The sequence below is a fragment of the Allobosea sp. 10L417 genome, from assembly GCF_056395485.1.
The window spans coordinates 174,744-194,532 of sequence record NZ_JBFTJP010000011.1 but is presented as its reverse complement, the minus strand read 5'-3'; the positions used below and the strand labels follow the sequence as shown (position 1 = coordinate 194,532).

Genomic DNA, 19,789 nt, shown 5'->3' with positions numbered 1-19,789 from the left:
CGATCAGCTGTTGCCCTGCATCTTCTGGTCGATGCACAGCTTCATCTTGGTATTGATCGAGGCCTTGCTCTCGCGCGCGCCCTTCATCTCCATCTGGCAGGCCTTGCGCGCCTGCGACTGGGTCATTGCCCCCTGCAAGGCCGCGGGCGGACCCGAGGTGACTTTCCGAAGCGCCTTCTCTTGCGCCTGCGAGACTCCGCTCATCGCCAGCGCCATCAGGCCGGCCATCGCTACCGTGGACATCGTCTTGATCATGGGAGGATCCCCCCTTTGCTGGTGTCAACACACCACCAACGTGGAGGGGGCGATTTGGTTTCATCGCCACGGACTTACGCCGCTCCTTCCTCTGCCAGGAGCTTTGCCTGATGCTCGGCGGTCAGGGCATCGACGATCTCGTCGAGCACCAAGCCCTGCATCATTTCGTCGAGCTTATAGAGCGTCAAGTTGATCCGATGGTCGGTGACGCGACCTTGCGGGAAATTATAGGTGCGGATGCGCTCCGAGCGATCGCCCGAGCCGACCTGCGAACGCCGGTCCGCTGAGCGCTCGGCATCGATGCGCAGGCGCTCCATGTCGTAGAGCTTGGCGCGCAGCAGTTCATAGGCCCTGGCCTTGTTCTTGTGCTGAGAGCGCTCGTCCTGAACCAGCACGACCGTATTTGTCGGAATATGGGTGAGGCGCACCGCCGATTCCGTCTTGTTGACGTGCTGCCCCCCGGCGCCGCCGGAGCGCAGCGTGTCGACCCGGATATCGCCATCGTTCAGCACGACGTCGACATCACTCGCGAGCGGCAGGGTCGCGACCGTTGCAGCGGAGGTATGGATGCGCCCGCTCGCCTCGGTATCCGGCACGCGCTGGACACGGTGAACGCCGGATTCGAATTTGAGCCGGGCATAGACGCCGCGGCCGTTGATCTCGGCGATGGCTTCCTTGTAACCGCCGACGGTTCCCTCGCTTTCCGAAAGCATGTCGACGCTCCAGCCCTTCTGGGCGGCATAGCGCTGATACATGCGCAGCAGATCACCGGCGAAGAGCGAAGCTTCGTCCCCCCCGGTTCCCGCCCGGATTTCAATGATGACGCCGCGCTCGTCGGCGGCGTCCTTCGGCAGCAGCGCGATCAGGATCTCGCGGCCACGCACTTCGATCTCGGCGCGGGCGGCATCGCGCTCCTCATAGGCGAGATCGCGGAATTCCGGGTCGGTAGCGGGATCTGCGATCAGGCCCTCCGCCTCCTCCAGCGAGACCTGAGCCTGGCGCCAGGACGCGATCGCTGCAACGACGGGATCGAGCTCCGAGAGTTCCTTCGCCAGTTCGACGGTTCGGACCGGATCGCTCGCATGGTTGATCTCGTCCATCGCGGCGGCATGACGCGCCACGATGGTGTCGAGACGATCCTGGGGAAGCTGAAGGGACATTGGATAACTCTGCGAATGACGAGAAGGCCGGGTGTGCGAGCGAGCGTCGCTAGACCGGGACCTTGAATTCAGCCGCGAAGGCGGCGAGGTGCGGGCGCAGGCTGGCGGCTCCTTCCGGCGAGGCGAGCATCCAGTCCATGCGTTCGCGGAGCTTGCGGACGTCGAGCGCACGCAGCATCGCCTTGACCGGGCCGACCGAGGCGGCCGACATCGAGAAACCGCGATAACCCAGACCGATCAACGCCATCGTCTCGAGCGGCTTGCCACCCATCTCGCCGCAGACCGTCACCGGGCAGTCGGTTTCCGACGCCGCATCGATGATCCGGCGCAGCGCCCTCAAGGCCCCGACACCGAGCGGATCGAAGCGATCCGCCACGCGCTTGTTCTCGCGGTCGGCGGCAAAGAGGAACTGCATCAGGTCGTTCGTGCCGATCGAGAGGAAATCGGCCTCGCGGGCGATTTCCGGCAGCTCGAACAGAAGCGAAGGCACTTCCACCATCACCCCGACGCGCAGATCATGCGGCGGAGCGACGCCCTGTTTCTCCAGCATTGCCTGCTCGCGGCGGATGATCATGCGGGCGCGGCGGAACTCGTCGGTCGTCGCGACCATCGGCAGCATGATCTTGAGATCGCGCCCGGCTCCGGCACGCAGCATCGCGCGCAACTGCGCCCTGAGCAGGCGGGGCTTGTCGAGCCCGATGCGAATCGCCCGCCAGCCGAGCGCCGGATTCTCCTCCTCGACCCGCTCCATATAGGGCAACACCTTGTCGCCGCCGATATCGAGGGTGCGGAAGGTTACGGAGCGCTCGCCAGCCGCATCCAGCACCGCCGTATAGAGCGCCTGCTGCTCGGCGGTGGTCGGCATATGCTGTGCCACCATGAACTGGAGCTCGGTGCGGAACAGGCCGATGCCGGACGCCGCCGTCGCCTCGATGTTCGGCATGTCGACGATCAGGCCGGCATTGATCTGCAGCGTGATCGCGACGCCATCCCTGGTCGCCGCCGGCAGCTCCTTGAGCTTCTCGTACTGCTTCTGCTTGCGGGCACGCAGCCGGGCCTTGTCCTTGTAGGCGTTCTCGACATCCGGCTGCGGGCGGATCTGCACCTCGCCCGCCTGGCCGTCGACGATGATGGCGTCTCCCGCCTGGACGAGCGCAGTCGCATTCGCGACCTCTCCGACTGCGGGAATGCCGAGCGCGCGGGCAACGATGGCGATGTGACTGGTCGGGCCGCCTTCTTCCAGGACGAGGCCGCGCAGATGCGCGCGCTCATAGTCGAGCAGAGCGGCCGGCCCCATGGAGCGCGCGACGAGGATCGCGTTCTCGGGCAATTGCTCATGCGCAACGCCATTGGCCTTGCCCAGCAGGGTGCGCAGCAGCCGGTTGGCGAGATCGTCCAGGTCATGCAGCCGTTCCCGCAGATAGGGGTCGGTCTGGCGCAGCATCTTCGCGCGGGTGTCGGACTGGACGCGCTCCACTGCCGCCTCGGCAGTCAGACCGGTCATCACGACTTCGCGCATCCGGCGCAGCCAGCCCTGGTCATGGGCGAACATGCGGAAGGTTTCGAGAACGTCGCGATGCTCGCCGGTGTGAGCGACGTCGCCCCGCTCGATCAGTTCGTCGATCGATGCGCGCATCTCGCCGATCGCGGCTTCGAGGCGGCCGACCTCCGCAGCCGGATTCTCGGCAATGAGGTTGCTGATGGCGACGCGGGGCTCATGCAGCACCGCATGGCCAAGCCCGACGCCGTCAGCCAGGATCACGCCGACACTGTGGATCGGCCGGTCGAGACCGATGGAGGCCCCGGGCGCTGCCAGCGACTTCAACCCGCCGGCCGCGATCATCTCCGCCATCAGCATGGCGGTGGTCTGGAGGCTCTCGACCTCCTCTTCGGAATAGATGCGCGAGGCGCGGTTCTGGATGACGAGCACGCCCATCACGGCGCCGCCACGCAGGATCGGCACGCCGAGGAAGGAGCGATAAACCTCTTCGCCCGTCTCGGGCCGGTAGGAGAAGGAGGGATGCGCCTGCGCATCCGAAAGCGCCAACGGCTCAGCCTCGCTCGCGATCAGACCGACGAGGCCTTCGCCCGCGCGCATGGTCGTGAGGTGAACCGCCTCCCGGTTGAGGCCCTCGGTGGCGTAAAGCTCGAGCGAGCCGTCCTCGCGCAGAACGTAGACGGAGCAGACTTCCGCGACGAGGTTGCCGGCGATCAGGACGACGAGCCGATCGAGCCGCTCCTGCGGGCTGATCGATGCGGCCATGACCTCGCGGAGGCGGCGCAACAGAACGCCCGGTCCTCCGAGAGCACCTCGCATCGATCTCAGCCCTCCGCCCGCCTCCTCAGCCATCGACGATACGATGCCTGTCCGACCCGAGTCGCCCAACCCGGCCATGCTGCCTTCTAGCGACCAAAGACCTTATTCGGCAAGGGCTGTGAACAGGCCTTGGAACATCCCCCCAAGATTTCGACCGTCTTCGTCGCGATTGAGCCAAGGTCTCATGGTCGAACCACCGCCAGATGAGACGCCGCGAGGGCCTCCGGCTTCCGCGGTGATTCTTTCGAGACCTTGCGGCTCTTGCCATCCTGGGACGGCCGCTTCGTGATGACGGCGGTCCGCGCAGGGCGCCGGGTCCCGGTCCTCGGTTTCTCGCGCTCGGCTTCCACGCCCGGCACGCCAGCACGGCCCGTCAATGCGTCGAGATATCTCTGCGTCCACCAATCGATGTCCGCAGCGGCGATCGTAGTGTAAAGCGCCTCGAAGCGGCGGATGCGCTCGGTCTTGGGCATAGCGAGCGCGGTGCGGATCGCGTCCGCCACCTCATGGGCATCATAGGGATTGACGATCAGCGCCTCGCGCATCTGCTGGGCGGCGCCGGCGAAGCGCGAGAGGACGAGGACACCCGGATCCGCGGGATTCTGGGCCGCGACATATTCCTTGGCGACGAGGTTCATCCCGTCCCGCATCGGGGTGACGAGCCCAACCTCCGCGCGGCGATAGAAGCCGGCGAGCGCATTGCGGGAATATGCCTTTTTCACCACCCGGATCGGCGTCCAGTCGAACTCGCCGAGCTGGGCGTTCAGCCTGCCCGCAACCTCGTCGGAAAGGCGGTCCAGCTCGGCATATTCGGGCACGTCGCTGCGCGAAGGCGGGGCGATCTGCAGGAGGCTCACCTTGCCGCGATGCTCGGGATGGCTGCGCAGGAACTCTCCGAACGCCTCGAGACGCTGTACGATACCCTTCGAATAGTCGAGCCGATCGACGCCGACGACGAGCTTGCGCTCACCGAGCGATTCCCGCGTGGCCCGCAGCGGTGTCGGCGCCTGACGCGTCGAGGCCGTGGCGAGGCGGCGGAACCCCTCGACGTCGATGCCGATCGGGAAGGCCTGCACCTCAGTCTCGCGCGTACCGACGCGCACGCGCTGCCCGTCGCGGCGCCCGCCGCACAGCGCCTCCAGCCCACCGATCAGGTTGCGGACATCGAGCTCCGTCTGCATCCCGACCAGATCATAGGCGGCGATGGTGCGGATCAGTGTCCCGCTGAACGGCAAGGCCCCGATCACATCGGCCGAGGGCCACGGGATATGGTGGAAATAGCCGATGCGGTTGGTCACACCGCGCCGGCGCAGTTCCGCCGCCAGCGGGATCAGATGATAGTCGTGGATCCAGATGACGTCGTCGAGCTGGATGAGACTCGCCAGCGCCCGGGCGAAGCGGCGATTGACGCCGAGATAGCCCATATAGTCGCTGCGCTGAAAATCGGTCAGCCCGAGCCGGTAGTGCATCAGCGGCCAGAGAGCCCGGTTCGAAAAGCCGAGATAATAGCTCTGCCGCTCGGCTTCGCTGAGGTCGGTCACGGCATAGGTCACGTTGCCGCGCTGGATCTGCCGGATGTCATGGACCGCGGCGTCGCTGATGCCGCCGCTCCAGCCGAACCAGAGGCCACCATGCTGCTCGAGCGCCTCGCGCAGCGCCACCGCCAGCCCGCCCGCCGTCGCCTTTTCCTGACGATCGGGGATGGTGACGCGGTTCGAAACGACGATGAGACGCATAGCGACGAATTTCTCCAGGAGGGCCGCCCGATTTTTGCCATCGGCGGCAGGAACAGAACGCCCAGGCAAGCGTAATGTTTCCGGGGTGCAGCGCTGGCCGCATGGCGAAGCGGTGGCGGAGCTGCGATGAAATCGTGATCGCCACTATCGGGCGAACAGTAAAATGAGACAACCCCGATGACGATTTTTCCGCGCTGGTAGCCGCGCGCCGGCCATGAGAAAGGATTGCCAGCGAGGACAGCCGTTCTTCTGCCGTCTTCCCTGCCCAAATAGAAAGCGATGACGACATTGATCGAACCGGAAACTGTCCACAGCGCTCGTGATATCGCTACGGAGGCGGAGCAGATCGCGCTGTTCCTCGACTTCGACGGAACACTGGTCGAGATCGCGCCCTCCCCCGAGGACGTCCAGCTCGACCGGCGCGTCGCCCCGGCGCTGGAAAGCCTGCGCAGCCAGCTTGGCGGGGCGCTGGCCCTGGTCTCGGGGCGCCCGATCGCCTTTCTCGACGAGATGCTGGCACCTTACCGCTTCGACATCGCCGGGTTGCACGGCGCCCAGATTCGGATGGGGGGCGAGCTGCGCTCGCAGTCCGCCCCCCCCGAACATATGCGCGAGACGTTGCGGGACCTCGCGCGCTTCGCCAACAGCCATGTCGGCATCATCGTCGAGGACAAGCGGATTTCGGCAGCGCTGCACTGGCGGCTTGCGCCCGAGCTCAAGGACGAGGCGCTGGATCTGATGCGAAAGGCCGCTGCGAAGCTTGGGCCCGGCGTGCGCCTCCAGGAGGGCAAGTCCGTCGCTGAGCTGGTTCCGGCCGGCGCGAGCAAGGGCGGCGCCATCGCCTGGCTGATGGCGACACCGGCCTATGCCGGCCACCGCCCCGTCTTCATCGGCGACGACATCACCGACGAGGATGGCTTCGAGACGGTCAACGCCATGGGTGGGCTTTCGATCCGCATCGGCGCGGATCGAGAGAGCCTGGCGACGATCCGCCTCGCCTCGCCGACCGCCTTGCGGCATATCCTGCTCGAAGCCGCCGAGAATGGCGGCCTGACCGCCTCCAGTTTTTCCCAGAACTAAGGGCCTAGCCATGAGCGTAACGACCACGGCTGCGGGGCAGCACTCCGCCTCGCTCGACCTCGGCGTGATCGGCAATTGCTCGATCGCCGCGCTCATCGACCGGCGCGCCCGCATCGTCTGGGGCTGCTTCCCGCGTTTCGACCGCGATCCGGTGTTCTGCTCGCTGATCAACAACAAGGCCGATGACGGCAATGATGAGCTCGACAAGGGCTTCTTCGCCATCGAGCTCGTCGGCATGACGCGCTGCGAGCAGGGCTATCTCGACAACACCGCGATCCTCTCCTCCGTGCTGTCGGACGATCAGGGCAACGCCATCGAGATTCTCGATTTCGCGCCGCGCTTCGTGCGCTACGAGCGTTTTTTCCGTCCGCCGCAGCTCGTGCGCCGCGTGCGCCGCATCTCGGGCCGTCCGCGCATCCGCGTCCTGCTCAAGCCCTGCCTCGGCATCGGAGAAGAGCCCGACGAGATCACCCGCGGCTCCAACCACATGCGCTTCGTCGGCGCCGACCAGACGATCCGGCTGACGACGAATGCGCCGATCTCCTACGTGATGGAGAGCACGCCGTTCGCCGTGGATCAGACCTATTCCTTCGTCATTGGCTCGGACGAGGCGCTGCGCGCGGAAATCGAAACGGCATCACGCGAATTCCTCGACAAGACGACCGATTACTGGCGCGACTGGGTGCGCTCGCTCTCGATCCCGTTCGAGTACCAGAAAGAGGTGATCCGCGCGGCGATCACGCTCAAGCTCTGCTCCTTCGAGGAGACCGGGGCCATCGTCGCCGCACTGACCACCTCGATTCCGGAGGCGCCTGGCACACAACGTAACTGGGACTATCGCTATTGCTGGCTGCGCGACGCCTATTTCGTCGTCCATGCGCTGAACCGGCTCGGCACGACGCGGACGATGGAGGATTATCTCGGCTTCATCACCAATATCGTCGACACCTTCTCGGAGAGCGGCGCCGAGCACCTGCCGCCGCTCTACCCGATCACGCGCGGCGGCACGCTGATCGAGTTCGAGGCCACGAACCTTTCAGGCTATCGCGGGCACCAGCCGGTGCGCTTCGGCAACGGCGCGGCGGTGCAGATCCAGAACGACGGCTACGGCGCGGTTGTGCTGGCGGCGACGCATTCCTTCTTCGACCGTCGCCTGATCCAGCCCGGCAAGGATACGCTGTTCAGCCAGCTCGAACGGATGGGCGAGCTGGCGATCTCCGTGTTCGACAAGCCCGATGCCGGCCCCTGGGAGCTGCGCGAGAAGGAAGCCGTGCACTCCTTCTCCAGCGTGATGTGCTGGGCCGCCTGTGACAGGCTCGCCCGCATCGCCGGCACGCTCGGGCGCGCCGATCGCAAGGAATACTGGAAGGGCGAGGCGAAGCGGCTCAAAACCATCATCGCCGAGCAGATCTGGAACGGCGAGAAAGGTCATTTCGTCTCGACCTTCAACGGTCAGGAACTCGACGCGACGCTGCTGCTCCTCGCCGAGATCGGCTTCGTCAAGCCGGATGACGCCCGATTCATTGCCACCGTCGAGGCGATTGGCCGCGACCTGAAGCGCGGCGACCTGCTGCTGCGCTACGCGGTACAGGACGATTTCGGCTACATGCACACCGGCTTCCTGATCTGCGCCTTCTGGTATGTCGATGCGCTGAACGCGATCGGGCGCAGCGAGGAGGCCAAGGAGCTGTTCGAGCGCATCCTGAAGCGGCGCAACAGCTTCGGCCTGCTTTCGGAGGATGCCGACCTCGAAACCGGCGAGCTCTGGGGCAATTTCCCGCAGACCTATTCGATGGTCGGGCTGATCAACTGCGCGATGCGCCTCAGCCGCGACTGGGAAGAGGCGTTCTGAGCCATGCTTCAGCGGGGCGAACCGAAACGGAACGCGATCGGGATCACACCGTAGACCATCGCCAGCACCATCGGCGGCACTGCCAGGGCCGTGACGCCGAGCGTCGGCCACCCCTGTGTCAGCGGCGCGAGCAAAGCCAGCAGGAGATTGATGGCGCCATAGGCGCCGGCAGTCGCAACCGCCAGGAAGCGCAGGCGTGCCGCAAGGCGCGAGAAGGAAGAAGGCGTGCCCATGTGATGGCCTTGTTCATAACGAAACGGACCGTTTCGATTGGTTGATCTAAACGGCCCGTTTCGTTATGTCAAGGAGAGACCGCGAAGCGACAAGGACGGGATTGCAATGGAACCGCACCTGAAGCGGCGTGCCTCGATCGGCGCGCGGCGCAGCCCCGAGACGGAGGCGGCCGTGAAGGCGGCAGCGCGGGATCTGCTGGCGGAGAAGGGCTATGCCGGCTTCTCGATCGAGGAGGTTGCCCGCCGTGCCGGCGCCGGCAAGCCGACGATCTACCGCTGGTGGCCGAACAAGGCCGATCTGTTCATTGACGTCTACGGCGCGGAAAAGGACGCCGCGATCCCCGTGCCCGACGAGGGCTCATTGCGCGCCGACCTTCTGCGCTACACCAGGGATCTCTGGCGGTTCTGGCGCGAGGATACGGCGGGGCGCGTCTTCCGGGGTTTGATCGCCGAGGCTCAGAGCAGCGAAAGCGCACTCGCCGCGCTGCGCTTCAAGTTCATGCCGGAGAGGCTGGCGGCGCCACGGCAGATGTTCGTGCGCGCCGCCGAGCGCGGCGAGTTCGCGCCTGAGGAGATCGACGACCGGCTCGAGCTCTGGGTCGGCTTCAACTGGCTGCATGTGCTGACCGACCGGCTGAGCGAGGACGAGCCTTCGCTCAGCCGCAAGATCGATCTGCTCTGCCGCTGACCGCTCTCAGCCGACCTTCGCGGCAGCGCGCATCACGGCAAGCGCCAGCACCTGCGCCGCCGGGACCAGGCTCTCGACCTCCAGGAACTCGTCCGGCGTATGGGCCATGCCGCCGATCGGCCCGACGCTGCACAAGGTCGGAGTGCCCTGCGCGGCGGTGAAGCCTGAATCGGCGCAACCGCCGGTGAATTCCGCGGTCACCCCGATGCCGAAAGCGCCCGCGGCCTCGCGATAGACGTCGTAGAGCACGGCCGATTCCGATGAACGCTCCAGCGGCAGGAATTCGCCCTTGATCGAGAGCACGGCGCTGGTGCCCGGCACCTGCGGCGCCTCGACGATCGCCGTGATCTTGCCGACCATCTCGTCGCGCTGGGCAGCGGTGACATAGCGCAGATCGATCTCGCACCAGGCGTGCGGGGCGATGGTGTTGACGGTCTGGCCACCGCCGATCAGCCCGACATTGACGGTGATGCCCTTCTCCAGATCGGTGAGGCCCTGGAGCTGCGGGATCTTGTGGCCGAGATCGACGATGGCCGAGGCGCCCTTCTCATAGTTCGCGCCGGAATGGGCGGGTTTGCCGGTGAATTCGGCGCGCATGAAGACGCCGCCCTTGCGGCCGCTGGTGACCGACTGCTTGTGGTCCCTGGCGAAATCGGTTCCGGCAGGCAGCCGGCTGGGCTCGGCATTGAAGACGCAGCGCGACTCGCGCGCCGCTTCCTCGATCACCGGCCGGGAGGACGGTGAGCCGATCTCCTCATCGCTGGTCGTCAGCATCATGAGCGGCGAGGTCAGGCCGCCGCATTCTGAAAACGCCGCGGCGACGAAGGCCGAGATCACGATGCCGCCCTTCATGTCGGCGACGCCCGGCCCATAGGCACGCGCGCCCTTGATCGTGAACGGCCTGCGCGTCGGTTCGCCCTGCGGGAAGACGGTATCGCGATGGCCGAGCAGCAGCACGGGTCGCTGGTCATTGGCTGTCGGATTGCGCAGGCGCGCCTTGACGGCATCGCCGAAGCGGGCGTCCGGCAAAACCTCGACGTCGAGCCCATTCGCCTTGTGGAAGCGCGCGACGACCTCTCCTGCCCGGTCGACGCCGGCCTTGTCGTAGGAGCCCGAGTCGGTATCGACCAGTTCGCGCAACAGCGCGACCATGCCTTCCTTGCGGCTCGCCAGCCACTCCGTGACCTTCTGCTCCTCGGGGGTCAAAGCGCTCATCGGCTCACTCGCATTCGTTCCGGATGGGACAATGCCGGGCAGCTTATAGGCTGGGCCTTTCGCGGCAACGGCAAACCACAGCGGAGATCCCATTCACCGCGCGCATGCCAGCCGGCGCCGCCTAGACGGGCTCAATCGGCCCATTCGGGATCTGTGGTGAAAACGATGGTGAGCCAGCGGTCAGGCGTATCGTCGCCGATCGCCTCGCCGATCTCATCGCGGATGCGGTCCCATTCCTCCAGCTTCTTCGCCGGCCCGTCCTTGGGCACGATGAAATAGAGCTCGATCTGCCGTCCGCGGCCGACCCGCGCGACATAGGATCGGTAGGTGGCAAAGCCGTAGCGACGGACGATGTCCTCCGCGACGTTGTCGGCATGGCGCTTCAGATCGGCCGGCGTTACCAGCAGAATGTCGGCGAGGGCCTGCTTGATCGTTCCGATCGGCATGGGGATCACGACGATGCAGACCAGCGCCAGCGCGACCGGATCGACATAGGGCAGCATCCAGGCGAACCGAGTCCCCTGGATCGCGTAACCGAAGACGAAGGCGACGAGCAGCGCGCCGCTGAGGCCGCCGGACATCGCCCAGGCCTTGGCATCCAGCGCGACGAAGTTCGAATGGAGGTCCCGGTTGGCCCGCTTGCCGTAGATCGCCATGGCGAAGGCGATCAGCATCGTCAGCACCGCATAGACGATGGCGTAATCGAAGGCGAGATGCCGCCCACCGGCCATGATGCTGCCGATTGCGTTGATCAGCGCATAGATCCCTGCTCCCGTCAGGAGGATGCCGTTAAGGCCGAGGACCATTGGTTCCAGGTGCCAGAAGCCCATGGTGAAGTGCTTGACCAGCCTGCCGCCGACAGCGCCGTCAGCCGTCGAGGACGTAATCAGATTGGCGACCAGCAGCGCGACGATCGTCATGGTCGCGTCCGTCAGAGCGTAGACGCCGTCGAAGACGATCGCGAAGGAGCCGGAGAGGAGGCCGAAGGCAATGCCCGCCGCTGCGAGGAGGAAGGTGACGGCGATCGAGACGCGCAGAACGTTTTGCTCTGTGTTCACGGAGTTGGCCCTTCGCTCCGCCGCCCTCCCCGGACGCTACAGGCCGGGCGGCCGAAATGCCATTCCCCCACATTGGGCGTGAGGCCGTGCCGCCTAATAAAAAAGGCCCGCCTGCGAGGCAGACGGGCCTTTTCCTATCTCGCGAAGGATCAGCCGATCACTCGGCCGCTTCCTGCGGCGTGTTCTCGGTCACCGAGATCGCCGGCCGGGCCCGGCCGTCGGATTTGGCGAGCGCGCGGCGCACGCCGTTGCCGTAATCCGGGTGGACCTTGTCGAAATGCGCCAGTTGGCGCTCCTCGATCTCCTGCGGGATGCCCCCCATCGCCGCGGCGATGTTGGAGAAGAGGCGCTCCCTCTGGCCGGCATCGAACAGGTTGAACAGCGCACGCGGCTGGCCGTAGTCGTCATTGCCGATGCGGTGGTTATAGCGATCGGCATCGCCCGAGATCTTCAGCGGCGGCTCCTTGGCCGCGGGCTGCTCGACCGGGCCATTGAAGGAATTGGGCTCGTAGTAGGCGTTCGGATGACCGGTGCGGATGCCGCCATAGGTGTTCATCTGGCCGTCGCGGTGATAGTGGTGCACCGGGCATTTCGGCTGGTTGACCGGGATGTTCTCGTAATGCGTGCCGAGCCGGTGGCGATGGGCGTCGGCATAGGAGAAGATGCGGGCCTGCAGCATCTTGTCAGGCGAATAGCTGATGCCAGGCACGATGTTCGACGGCGAGAAGGCGGCGTTCTCGATCTCGGCGAAATAGTTCTCCGCGTTGCGGTTGAGCTCCATCACGCCGATGTCGATCGGCGGATAATCCGCATGCGGCCAGACCTTGGTGAGGTCGAAGGGGTTGTAGGGGGTCTTCTCGGCGTCCAGCTCGGGCATGATCTGGACCTGCACCTTCCACTTCGGGAACTCCCCGCGCTCCAGTGCATTGAACAGGTCTTCCTGCGTGGACTCACGCGTCCTGCCGATGACCTTCTCCGCTTCCTCATTGGTCCAGTGCTTGTGGCCCTGCATGGTCTTGAAGTGGAACTTCACCCAGTAGCGCTCGCCATTGTCGTTCCAGAAGGAATAGGTGTGCGAGCCGTAACCATTGATGTGGCGAACATCGGTCGGCAGGCCGCGATCCGACATCAGGATGGTGACCTGATGCAGGCTTTCCGGCGAGAGCGACCAGAAATCCCACATCGCGGTGGGCGAGCGCATATTGGTTTTGGGATGGCGCTTCTGGGTGTGGATGAAGTCGGGGAACTTGACCGGGTCACGCACGAAGAAGACCGGTGTATTGTTGCCTACGAGATCCCAGTTGCCTTCCGGGGTGTAGAACTTGATGGCGAAGCCGCGCACGTCGCGCTCGGCGTCGGCGGCGCCCATTTCACCCGCCACCGTCGAGAAGCGCAGGATCAGCGGGGTCTCGGTGCCAGGCTGGAGCGCCTTGGCCTTGGTGTATTTCGAAATGTCGCCGGTGATCTTCAGCGTGCCATGGGCGCCCCAGCCCTTGGCGTGGACGACGCGCTCCGGGATACGCTCGCGGTTCTGGTGAGCCAGCTTCTCGATCAGCTGATAATCCTGCAGGAGGACCGGGCCGCGTTCGCCGGCAGTGATCGAATTTTGGTTGTCCGGGATCGGCGCTCCGGCCGTGGTCGTCATCGCGACGCCGGTCTGCGGGTTCTTCGGATCGTTGGCTGACATGGCTCATTCCCTCCTGAACGGTCGACCGCCCGCGTGACGGGCACGGCCGGTTTGGAATTGGAGGAAGTAACAGCGCCATGTGACGACAATGTCCAATACCGTTTACGGCAGGGCACGATAAGTTTATCAAATCGACATGGTCACACTGAAGCAGCTCCGCTATTTCGTCGCCCTCGCCCGGCACCGTCATTTCGGCCGCGCCGCGCAGGAATGCCATGTCAGCCAGCCCGCCTTGTCACTGCAGATCCAGGAGTTCGAGGCCTTTCTGGGCTGTCAGCTGGTCGAGCGACGGCGCGGCGCAGTCGCCTTGACCGAGATGGGCGCCGAGATCGCCGAGCGCGGCCGCCGCATACTGCTGGAGACCAGCGATCTCGTCGACCACGCCCGCCACCGTCGCGGCCTCCTTGGCGGCGAGCTGGACCTGGGCGTCATTCCCTCGATCGCGCCCTATCTGCTGCCGACGACCCTGCCGCTGCTGCAGCGGCGCTTCCCGGCGCTGGATTTGAGGCTGCGAGAGACGCAGACCGCGACGCTGCTGGAGGAACTGATCGAAGGGCAACTCGACGTCGCCCTGCTGTCATTGCCGATCGAACGCGCGGGAATCGAGACCCTGCCGCTGTTCGACGACCCTTTCCTGCTCGCCGTCCCCGCCGAAACGCAACAGAATGCCCCGCCCTTCCGGCCCGACGCCCCGTTCGCGGGCGAGAACCTGCTGCTGCTCGAGGAAGGCCATTGCCTCCGTGACCAGGCGCTGAGCTTCTGCCGCACCACCGCGGGCGGCTCGCGTCGGCAATATGGCGCCTCCAGTCTCTCCACGATCATGCAGATGGTCGCCAACGGCTTCGGCACCACGCTGATGCCTGCGATGGCGCTGCCGATCGAATTCAGACCGGACATGCCGGTGCGGCTCTTCCGCTTCGCCGCACCGGTGCCGAGCCGCTCGATCGGCCTCGCCTGGCGCCGAACCTCGCCCCGCAAGGCTGATTTCGAGGCACTCGGTGCCGTTCTCACGGAAATCGGCGAAGCCCTGACGGCAAATCGCCTCCCTGCGGCCGAGCCGGGAGCGATCAACCTCGCGGCCGCCCAGCCGGAACGTCAGACGAGGCCGGCGTACCAGGCTAGGACATAGACGACGGTGCCCACCGCCATCGGCACTAGCGGATTGAGCTTCGAGCGATAGGTCACCGCGGCCGTTGCAGCCGTGATCACGAAGCCGAAAAGCCCGGCGTCGGCTGCCAGCGTCGCGACGGCACCGCTCGCGAGCATCAGGCCGAGCGCGATCGGCACCAGGGCGAGCGTCACGATCCGAACGATGCTGTTGTCGCTGAAGCGTTGCAGGCCACGGCTGCAGGCGAGCGCCAGCACGGAGGACGGCAGCAGCATCGCCGCGGTGGCGACGAGCAGGCCGCCCGTCCCGGCGACATGCCAGCCGACGATGCTGGCGAGCATCACGTTCGGCCCCGGCGCGGACTGGGCGATGGCGAAGAGGCGGGCGAAGGTCGGCGCGTCCATCCAGCCGAGAATGTCGACGATCTGGCGGTGGACCTCCGGCACCACGGCGTTGGCGCCGCCGATCGCCATCAGCGAGATCGTGCCGAAGGTGACGATCAACTGGCCGAAGATGCCGCGCTCCATCAGACCCGCCGCGCTCCCAGAGAGGCGGCGGCCAGGCCGAGCGGCACGAGCACCAGCAGGGTCGGCAGCATGGGCAGCCGCAGCACGCCAACCGCCGCGAAAGCGGCCATGGCCATGATCCAGGCCCAGCGAGCAAGGCCGGCCTTTGCGAGCAGCCGTGCGGCTGTGCCGAGGATCAGCCCGGCTGCGCTGGCAGCAGCGCCCGTCAGCGCGACCTGCGCCAGCGGATGGTCGGAAACCGCGTTATAGATGTTCGCGATCGCAACGAGCGCGAGCAGCGGCATCGCCATCAGGGCGAAGACGCAGGTCAAAGCACCGGCCGCGCCGCGAAAGCGGTCTCCGAGCATGACGGCGGCGTTGACGGTATTTGCGCCCGGCAGCGCCTGGCAGATGCCCATCAGCTCGGCATAGCCGCGATCGTCGAGCCAGTTGCGCTCGGCGACGATGATATGGCGCGCCACGGGGCCGACGCCGCCGAAACCCATCATCCCGATCTTGAGAAAACCGGTGAACAGGGCCGGCAGGGAAGGCGGAGGCGCGTCCGTCGCGGTTTCGAGGGCTGACATCGACGATTGCTAGCGCCGCGCTTCCATCGCCATGCGCAAGGCGAAGCCGGCGAGCACAGTGCCCATCAGCCAGCGCTGGACCAGCGACCAGAACGGACGCGTGCGCAGGAAGAGCGCGATGCTGCCCGCCGCCGTCGCGATCAGAGCGTTGACGCTGCCGCTGATCGCGATCTGGATGAAGCCGAGCACGACCGACTGGGCCAGCACATCGCCGGCGGCCGGGTCGATGAACTGCGGCAGCAGCGCGAGATAGAACATCGCGATCTTGGGATTGAGGAGGCTGGTCAGGAAGCCCATGGCGAAGAGCTTGCGCGGCCCGTCATGGGGCAGGTCGCGGATGTGAAAGGGCGAGCGCCCGCCCGGCCGCACCGCCTGCCAGGCCAGCCAGAGCAGATAGGCAGCACCGCCCAGCCTGAGCGCGTCATAGGCATAGGGCACGGCGAAGAGCAGCGCCGTGATGCCGAAGGCGGCGCAGAACATGTAGACGAAGAAGCCGAGGATGACGCCGCCGAGCGAGATCAGCCCCGCTCCCCTGCCCTGCGCGATCGAGCGCGAGATCAGGTAGATCATGTTGGGTCCGGGCGTCAGCACCATGCCCAGCGCGATCAGGGCGAAGGTCACGAGGGTGGTCGTCTCGGGCATGGCTCAGCGCTCCGCGGAACTCAGCGCTTGGACCATGGAACAGGGTAGCCGGCAATCGCATTGCCGCGGGAGCCGCCATGCAAGCCTTCGATGCGTCCGCGGCGGCCCCGGAGGCACAGGAACGGAACCGGCCGCCTCAACGGCGGTTGTCGCCAGCAAGCGGATTGGGGGGAGACATGACGCTGTTCAGCCGGCTGCTCTACACCATCATCGCCTTCGCGCTGCTCGGCGCCTCGATCATCCTGATAGGGGTCGCGGTCTGGCGGACGTCGCACGGCTTCTGGACCGGCGACGGCGCGCTCGACACCATGCTCGACGCGATCGGCCTGGTGATCATCGCGGTGGCGGTCGCCGATGTCGGCAAGTTCCTGTTCGAGGAAGAGGTGGTGGCCGATCGCGAGATGCGCCGGCCCGCCGAGGCACGGGGATCGCTGACCAAGTTCATGTCGATCATGATCGTGGCGCTCTCGCTGGAGTCTTTGGTGCTGATCGCCAAGACGTCGCGCGAGACGATGCGAGACCTCGTCTATCCCGGCCTCCTGATGTTGCTGGCAGTGCTCGCGCTGGTGGGTCTCGGCCTCTTCCAGAAGCTCAGCCAGAACGCGACGGCGTCGGTTCCGCCGGAGCATGAGGAGGATGAGGAAGGCGCGAAAGACAGGCGACCAAAGGGACATGCGGGCATACCCTCCTCCGTCGCAGGCGAAGGATAAGCGGTCGCCTCGCGTCATTCTCGGGCGCCGCGAAGCAGTGACCCGAGAATCTCCGGCAGCAAGAGCACTGGAGCTTCTTTCGGCAGGAGATGCTCGGGGCAAGCCCGAGCATGACAGCGGTTGCCCTCACCGCGTCTCGTCGACCAGGAAGAGATCGGTATCGTCGGGCCTCGCACCGGCCGCCGTGAGCATGGCGTGAATCTGGCCGCGATGGTGGGTCTGGTGGTTAAAGAAATGGGCGATCACGAAGGCACGCGGCTTGCCCATCTCGCGGCCGGCTGCGCCGGAATACCAGATCAGCGTGCCGCGCAGCCAATCGGCCTCGACGCTCTCCGCCCAGTCGAGAATGGCTTGGTCGCGCAAGCGGCGGCGCGCGCAGAACTGCGCCCAGTCCTCGAAATAAACCGCCGAATCGCGGCCGCCGACTGACGGCTTCTCGCTGCCCGTGAGACGGCTGAGCCAGATCTCGTCACCCCAGAGAATATGGTTGAAGGTGCCGTGGATCGACTTGAAGAAGGCGCCGCGATCGAGCTTGCGCGCCTCGTCTGTCAGCCCGTCCGCCGCTTCCATCAGGCTGCGGTTTTGCCAGGCATTGTAGCGGGCCATGGTCCGGACATAGGCGGGATCGACCATGGTGGCGGCCTCCTCGTCAGATGACGTTGGCCTCCTTGAGCGGCCTGCCCGTAACGATGCGCTCGTGACCGAGATCGGCAAGGTCGAGCGAGCGATAGCGGCCATGCGCGATATGCTCGGCGAGCCCACGGCCAACTGCCGGCGACTGCTGCAGGCCGTGGCCGGAGAAGCCGTTGGCGAGATACAGATTGGGCACTCCGACCGCCGGGCCGACGATGGCGTTATGGTCGAGCCCGCACATGTCGTAAGGACCGGCCCAGGCGCGGCCGGGCTTGATCTGCTCGAAGGCCGGTATGCGGTGGGCGAGCGCCGGCCAGACGACCTCCTCGAAGAAGCCCCAATCGACGTCCTCGGCGGAAGGATCAGTCTCGATCCATTCGACATCCTGCTCGGGCGTCAGCGGCGAACAGCTGCCGATGAAGAGCTGGCCCTCCGCCGTGCGCTTGCCCTCCTGCCGGCACCAGGCGCCGGTGGTGTCGATCAGCAGCGGGCAGCCATCGACATCACCCTTGCAGGTGAAGGTGAAGACGTAGCGCTTCATCGACTTCACCGGGATGTCTATGCCCGCCGTCGCCGCCAGCTTTGCGCCATGCGTCCCGCTAGCATTGACCACGGCGCCGCAGGCGATGCGGCTGCCATCGGCGAGTTCGACAGCGGTCACCCGGCCACCCTCGGTAACGTAACCCGCGACCTCGCCCTGCTGGTACTCGACGCCGAGGCTGCGCGCCTTCTTGCGGAAGGCCTGGAGTAACGCCCAGCCGTCGAACCAACCCTCGCCGCTGACACCAAAGGTGCCGCAGGCGAGATCCTCGGTATTGAGCCAGGGGAAGCGCTGCTTCAGCGCGGCCGGGTCATAGAGGGCGATATCGGCGCCTTCAGCCGCCTGCAGCTTCTGGTTGGCGGCAAGGACCGGCGCGCCGGCGTCGCTCGCGAGATAGAGATAGCCGCCTTCATGCAGGTCGATCGCCGGCACTTCGCCATCAACCGCGAGATGTGCGCCGATATTGCGCAGGAAATCGACGCCGAAGAGCGAGATGCGGATATTCACCGCGCTGGAGAATTGCTGGCGGATCGAGGCGGCGGAGAGCGCGGAGGCGGAGAAGCGATAGGTCGGGTCCTTCTCGATCACCACGACCTTGCCGGTGAAGCCGGGATCGGCGGCGAGATGATAGGCGACGGAGGAGCCGATCGCGGCGCCCCCGCAAATCACGACATCGGCGGTTTCGGAGACGGACGACATGGCGGCCCTCGCGCGACGGTTCGGCTCAAGAGCCGGGTTGGTGAATTCCGCGCATGAATGACGCGACCGGAGCCGCTTGTCGAGAGGGTCAGGGTGCGGGCGCGCACTCCGCCAGCAGCCAATCGCGGAAGGCGGCGACGGCCGGCAGCCCCGCCTTCTCCTCGGGATAGACGAGATAATAGCCTTCCTGCCCGACCAGGGAGCGGTCGACCGGGATGACGAGCGCGCCCGAGCGCAATTCCTCCTCGACCAGGAAGCGCGGCACGATGGCGAGGCCCAGGCCCGCCACCGCCGCTTGCGAAACCATGGCGAATTGCTCGAAGCGCGGCCCCATCAGCGCCCGCTGCGGCGGCAGGCCCTGCTGTTCCAGCCAGTTGGCCCAGGCGCGCGGTCGTGTCGATTGCTGCAATAGCGGCGCTTTAAGCATATCGGCGGCCTCTGCAAGGCCGAAGCGCGCGACAAGGGCGGGCGAAGCGACCGGCACGATCTCCTCGCCCATCAGCCGGTGCAGCCGGGCACCGGGCCAGACCGGGTCGCCGAAATGGATGGCGGCATCGAGCGGCTCGCGCGTGAAGTCGAAGGGCACGAGCTTGGTAGCGAAATTAATGGTGATGCCGGGATGGGCTTCGATAAAGCGCGGCAGACGCGGAATCAGCCAGCGGGTGCCGAAAGTCGGGAGGATGGCGAGGTTGAGCACGCCGGCCGCGCCCCGAAAAGCCATCGTCGAGACGGTGGCGGCGGCGAGCCGCGACAGCCCCTCGCGCACCTCCGCGGCATAGGCCGCGCCCGCGGCGGTGAGGCTGACGCGCTTCTTGATGCGCTCGAACAGGCTGACGCCAAGCGCCCCTTCGAGATGGGCAACCTGCCGGCTGACGGCTCCTTGCGTCAGATTCAGCTCCTCGGCCGCGCGGGTGAAGCTGCCATGCCGGGCCGCCGCCTCGAAGGCCGCGAGCGCGGACAGCGATGGCACCGTAAGGCGGCCGGGGATCAGAACATCGTCCATGATTAGAACTCACCAAGTGGTGAGAACATATCGGTTGCCCCAGCGATAGGAAAGGGGGCATTCTCCGCGACCAAAGGGC

At 66.0% G+C, this 19,789-nt stretch carries 19 protein-coding genes; 5 read left to right on the top strand and 14 right to left on the bottom strand.

The genetic code is table 11. The features are described from left to right. Nucleotides 1-3 precede the first annotated feature (3 nt). The 4 genes from AC1DE3_RS23425 to otsA form a co-directional block, all read right to left on the bottom strand. Nucleotides 4-255 (bottom strand): hypothetical protein, encoded by a 252-nt coding sequence (locus tag AC1DE3_RS23425; protein ID WP_441510756.1) that lies wholly within the window; start codon nt 253-255, stop codon nt 4-6. Between the two features lie 74 nt (nt 256-329). Next, on the bottom strand, nt 330-1,415 hold the full coding sequence (prfA, locus tag AC1DE3_RS23420) for a peptide chain release factor 1 (protein WP_441510755.1): 1,086 nt from the start codon (nt 1,413-1,415) through the stop codon (nt 330-332). Between the two features lie 49 nt (nt 1,416-1,464). Then, on the bottom strand, nt 1,465-3,732 hold the full coding sequence (gene ptsP / locus AC1DE3_RS23415; protein WP_441510754.1) for a phosphoenolpyruvate--protein phosphotransferase: 2,268 nt from the start codon (nt 3,730-3,732) through the stop codon (nt 1,465-1,467). A gap of 182 nt (nt 3,733-3,914) precedes the next feature. Then, on the bottom strand, nt 3,915-5,468 hold the full coding sequence (gene otsA, locus AC1DE3_RS23410) for an alpha,alpha-trehalose-phosphate synthase (UDP-forming) (RefSeq protein WP_441510753.1): 1,554 nt from the start codon (nt 5,466-5,468) through the stop codon (nt 3,915-3,917). A 279-nt stretch (nt 5,469-5,747) separates the two neighbouring features. Between otsA and otsB the strand changes: the two genes are divergently transcribed. Together otsB and AC1DE3_RS23400 are read left to right on the top strand one after the other, a co-directional pair. Beyond that, entirely contained in the window at nt 5,748-6,548 is an 801-nt protein-coding gene (gene otsB / locus AC1DE3_RS23405; protein WP_441510752.1) for a trehalose-phosphatase, read from the top strand. Between the two features lie 10 nt (nt 6,549-6,558). Next, entirely contained in the window at nt 6,559-8,400 is a 1,842-nt protein-coding gene (locus AC1DE3_RS23400) for a glycoside hydrolase family 15 protein (protein ID WP_441510751.1), read from the top strand. An 8-nt stretch (nt 8,401-8,408) separates the two neighbouring features. Here the strand turns inward: AC1DE3_RS23400 and AC1DE3_RS23395 are convergent, their stop codons facing one another. Then, on the bottom strand, nt 8,409-8,633 hold the full coding sequence (locus AC1DE3_RS23395; protein ID WP_441510750.1) for a hypothetical protein: 225 nt from the start codon (nt 8,631-8,633) through the stop codon (nt 8,409-8,411). A 106-nt stretch (nt 8,634-8,739) separates the two neighbouring features. Here AC1DE3_RS23395 and AC1DE3_RS23390 point away from each other — a divergent pair, with 106 nt between their 5' ends. Continuing rightward, nucleotides 8,740-9,321 carry a TetR/AcrR family transcriptional regulator gene (locus AC1DE3_RS23390; RefSeq protein WP_441510749.1) on the top strand — a complete coding sequence of 194 codons (582 nt, stop codon included), beginning with the start codon at nt 8,740-8,742 and terminating at the stop codon, nt 9,319-9,321. Between the two features lie 6 nt (nt 9,322-9,327). On the opposite strand, the gene AC1DE3_RS23385 is transcribed toward AC1DE3_RS23390, so the two are convergent. The 3 genes from AC1DE3_RS23385 to katA all read right to left on the bottom strand — a co-directional run bounded on the left by AC1DE3_RS23385 (nt 9,328) and on the right by katA (nt 13,239). After that, nucleotides 9,328-10,536 (bottom strand): M20 family metallopeptidase, encoded by a 1,209-nt coding sequence (locus AC1DE3_RS23385; protein ID WP_441510748.1) that lies wholly within the window; start codon nt 10,534-10,536, stop codon nt 9,328-9,330. A 131-nt stretch (nt 10,537-10,667) separates the two neighbouring features. Beyond that, the gene (locus AC1DE3_RS23380) at nt 10,668-11,594 is read right to left on the bottom strand and encodes a cation diffusion facilitator family transporter (protein ID WP_441510747.1); all 927 of its coding nucleotides are present in this window, start codon (nt 11,592-11,594) and stop codon (nt 10,668-10,670) included. Between the two features lie 157 nt (nt 11,595-11,751). Then, nucleotides 11,752-13,239, bottom strand: a complete 1,488-nt coding sequence (gene katA / locus AC1DE3_RS23375) for a catalase KatA (RefSeq protein ID WP_441511182.1) — start codon at nt 13,237-13,239, stop codon at nt 11,752-11,754. A gap of 178 nt (nt 13,240-13,417) precedes the next feature. Here katA and AC1DE3_RS23370 point away from each other — a divergent pair, with 178 nt between their 5' ends. Then, a complete protein-coding gene (locus tag AC1DE3_RS23370; RefSeq protein ID WP_441510746.1) occupies nt 13,418-14,410 on the top strand; it encodes a hydrogen peroxide-inducible genes activator in 993 nt (330 codons plus the stop codon). Here the strand turns inward: AC1DE3_RS23370 and AC1DE3_RS23365 are convergent. The 3 genes from AC1DE3_RS23365 to AC1DE3_RS23355 are packed head-to-tail and all read right to left on the bottom strand — an operon-like array spanning nt 14,377 to nt 16,124. Further along, nucleotides 14,377-14,916, bottom strand: a complete 540-nt coding sequence (locus AC1DE3_RS23365; protein ID WP_441510745.1) for a chromate transporter — start codon at nt 14,914-14,916, stop codon at nt 14,377-14,379. The two genes, AC1DE3_RS23370 and AC1DE3_RS23365, sit on opposite strands and share 34 nt — an antisense overlap. Then, complete coding sequence (locus tag AC1DE3_RS23360; protein WP_441510744.1) at nt 14,916-15,482, bottom strand: chromate transporter; 567 nt, start codon at nt 15,480-15,482, stop codon at nt 14,916-14,918. The genes AC1DE3_RS23365 and AC1DE3_RS23360 overlap by 1 nt, the downstream gene beginning before the upstream one ends. A gap of 9 nt (nt 15,483-15,491) precedes the next feature. Beyond that, nucleotides 15,492-16,124 (bottom strand): LysE family translocator, encoded by a 633-nt coding sequence (locus tag AC1DE3_RS23355; RefSeq protein ID WP_441510743.1) that lies wholly within the window; start codon nt 16,122-16,124, stop codon nt 15,492-15,494. A 176-nt stretch (nt 16,125-16,300) separates the two neighbouring features. On the opposite strand from AC1DE3_RS23355, the gene AC1DE3_RS23350 reads away from it, so the two are divergent. Beyond that, nucleotides 16,301-16,834, top strand: coding sequence for a GNAT family acetyltransferase (locus AC1DE3_RS23350; protein ID WP_441510742.1), 534 nt, complete (start codon nt 16,301-16,303; stop codon nt 16,832-16,834). 126 nt (nt 16,835-16,960) lie between these two features. Here AC1DE3_RS23350 and AC1DE3_RS23345 read toward each other — a convergent pair whose 3' ends face one another. The 3 genes from AC1DE3_RS23345 to AC1DE3_RS23335 all read right to left on the bottom strand — a co-directional run bounded on the left by AC1DE3_RS23345 (nt 16,961) and on the right by AC1DE3_RS23335 (nt 19,710). Then, the gene (locus tag AC1DE3_RS23345) at nt 16,961-17,467 is read right to left on the bottom strand and encodes a DinB family protein (RefSeq protein ID WP_441510741.1); all 507 of its coding nucleotides are present in this window, start codon (nt 17,465-17,467) and stop codon (nt 16,961-16,963) included. A 16-nt stretch (nt 17,468-17,483) separates the two neighbouring features. Continuing rightward, the gene (locus AC1DE3_RS23340) at nt 17,484-18,707 is read right to left on the bottom strand and encodes an NAD(P)/FAD-dependent oxidoreductase (RefSeq protein WP_441510740.1); all 1,224 of its coding nucleotides are present in this window, start codon (nt 18,705-18,707) and stop codon (nt 17,484-17,486) included. Between the two features lie 88 nt (nt 18,708-18,795). Next, nucleotides 18,796-19,710, bottom strand: coding sequence for a LysR family transcriptional regulator (locus AC1DE3_RS23335; protein ID WP_441510739.1), 915 nt, complete (start codon nt 19,708-19,710; stop codon nt 18,796-18,798). Nucleotides 19,711-19,789: the final 79 nt, after the last annotated feature.